The 2,096-nt window shown below is 49.7% G+C and carries 3 protein-coding genes; 2 read left to right on the top strand and 1 reads right to left on the bottom strand.

The window, feature by feature from the left end; all coding sequences use genetic code 11:
- Window positions 1–443: DUF1565 domain-containing protein (locus tag H6S82_RS30395; RefSeq protein ID WP_191057262.1), on the bottom strand; the 443-nt coding region annotated here is incomplete at its 3' end.
- Between the two features lie 388 nt (window positions 444–831).
- Between H6S82_RS30395 and H6S82_RS30390 the strand changes: the two genes are divergently transcribed.
- Together H6S82_RS30390 and thiS are read left to right on the top strand one after the other, a co-directional pair.
- On the top strand, window positions 832–1,962 hold the full coding sequence (locus H6S82_RS30390) for a thiamine phosphate synthase (RefSeq protein ID WP_190464593.1): 1,131 nt from the start codon (window positions 832–834) through the stop codon (window positions 1,960–1,962).
- On the top strand, window positions 1,934–2,096 hold a 163-nt coding region (thiS, locus tag H6S82_RS30385), incomplete at its 3' end, for a sulfur carrier protein ThiS (protein WP_191057261.1). The genes H6S82_RS30390 and thiS, both read left to right, overlap by 29 nt.

Here is a 2,096-nt window from a genome sequence, read left to right as displayed (position 1 = left end):
ATAATCGCATTGCGGCCTTTGTTGGCGGGGTCGCCTTGGATGCTGACCCCAGGCTTGAGGATAATTGGAAAAGTTTCGCCGCTTTCTTCGCTATAGGTTCCCGGTGCGAGGATAATCGTGGTGTTGGGTTGGGCTACCCGCAGTGCCTGGGTGATGGTTTTGAAAGGAGAACCGTTACTGCCGTTGCCAGCTGTATCGTTACCGTTGGCGGGATTGACAAACAACTGGGTTGTTTGGGCGGTACTCTGGGCTAATTCTACAGATGTTCTCTGTATTGGCAGTTGCGCGATCGCAGCGGTGTTGACCCACGGGGACAGGGCGATCGCGATTCCCAGTGTTGCGATCGTTCCTAATTGGCTGTATTTGTTTTTATCTGAGATGCTGGTAGGGATTGGTTTTAATGAATAATTTTTTCGCTGCGGGTATGAGTGTTTTAAATTCATATGTCGCTATCCTCCTGGCAGTTAGTGAAGGTAAAAGCCAAAACTTGGCTTGTGGCGAACCCCTGATATAAACTTAGGGGCGGGTTTAGTCAGATCGCTCCCATCACAAGTCTATGGTTGTAGTACAAAACCCGCCCCTACTCAATTGTCAATAGTTAACAGTCATTTGTCAGTTGTCATTTGTTTGACTGATATTATGATACGGATATGTACGGTGTACGGATAAAAAAAATCACAGCTGACACTTGACCGATGACCGAACAGAATAATGTGGAAATTTTCCAGTACAATCATTGCACCAGCAACAGCGATTTGAAAAATTTGCTGAATGTTGACATAATTACAATCTCTATTACCCACTGCCGCAAATAAGAGTGGAGTTGTTCCGATGGGCGATCGATACGAGCTGAAGAAGCCATTCCCAAACTTGCCCGCACAAGCACAGCCTGCTGTTTGCCGAATCCTAGATGCCAACTTAGACCGAGCTCGCGAAGGTTTGCGAATCGTGGAAGAATGGTGTCGCTTTGGTTTGGACAGCAGCGAGTTGGCTGGCGAATGCAAGCAACTGCGGCAGGAAATAGCCAAATGGCATACTCAAGATCTGCGGGCTTTTCGAGATACTCTGGGCGATGTGGGCACAGATTTATCTCATCCGCAAGAAGAAGAACGCGCTGGCATTCAGCAACTGTTGCAGGCGAACCTTTGCCGCATAGAAGAAGCGCTGCGGGTGTTGGAAGAGTACGGTAAGCTTTACCACCCGGAGATGGGGACAGCGTTTAAGCAGATGCGCTATCGAATCTATACGCTGGAAAGCAATTTGCTGGGTTATCAGCGTCAGCAGAAGTTGCTCCGCAGTCATTTGTATTTGGTAACCTCTGAGTCGGAAAATCTGTTTGCTGTTGTGGAAGCTGCGCTCCAAGGCGGATTGACACTGGTGCAATATCGCGATAAAGACGCAGATGATGATGTGCGGGTGGAGACAGCGCAGAAACTGCGCCAGTTGTGCCGACGGTACGAGGCGTTGTTTATTGTGAACGATCGCGTCGATCTGGCTTTGGCAGTAGATGCGGATGGCGTACACTTGGGACAGCAGGATCTGCCGATCGCAATGGCACGACAGTTACTTGGCCCTCACCGCATCATCGGTCGTTCTACCACAAATCCCGATGAAATGCGACGAGCGATCGCAGAAGGAGCCGACTACATCGGTGTAGGGCCAGTATACGAAACTCCGACTAAAATTGGAAAAGCTGCCGCAGGTCTGGAATACGTGCGCTATGCGGCTCAGAATGCCTCTGTACCCTGGTTTGCGATTGGGGGTATCGATCCGACAAATCTCAACGATGTACTATCGGCTGGAGCAGAGCGGATCGCTGCGGTCAGAGCGATTATGGAGGCAGAGCAGCCAACTTTAGTTACACAGTATTTTCTCTCTCAACTATCTCGCCTGCAAACGCTGCGAGCTTTGAAAGCACATTTGCCTCAGTCTCATGTCCAGTCCAATAACCTTACGAGTTAACGGGGAATCCCGTACTTGCGTTGCTCAAACTAAGTTACCCGATTTGTTAGAACAGCTCGGTTTCCATCCGCGTTTGATAGCTGTGGAGTACAACGGCGAAATCCTGCACCGCCAGTTTTGGCCGGAAACTCAGG

The organism is Planktothrix sp. FACHB-1355, from assembly GCF_014748295.1.
GTDB classification, from domain to species: Bacteria; Cyanobacteriota; Cyanobacteriia; order Cyanobacteriales; family Aerosakkonemataceae; genus Aerosakkonema; species Aerosakkonema funiforme_A.
The sequence above is the reverse complement of the archived record's forward strand: the minus strand, read 5'-3'. Positions and strand labels throughout refer to the sequence as shown.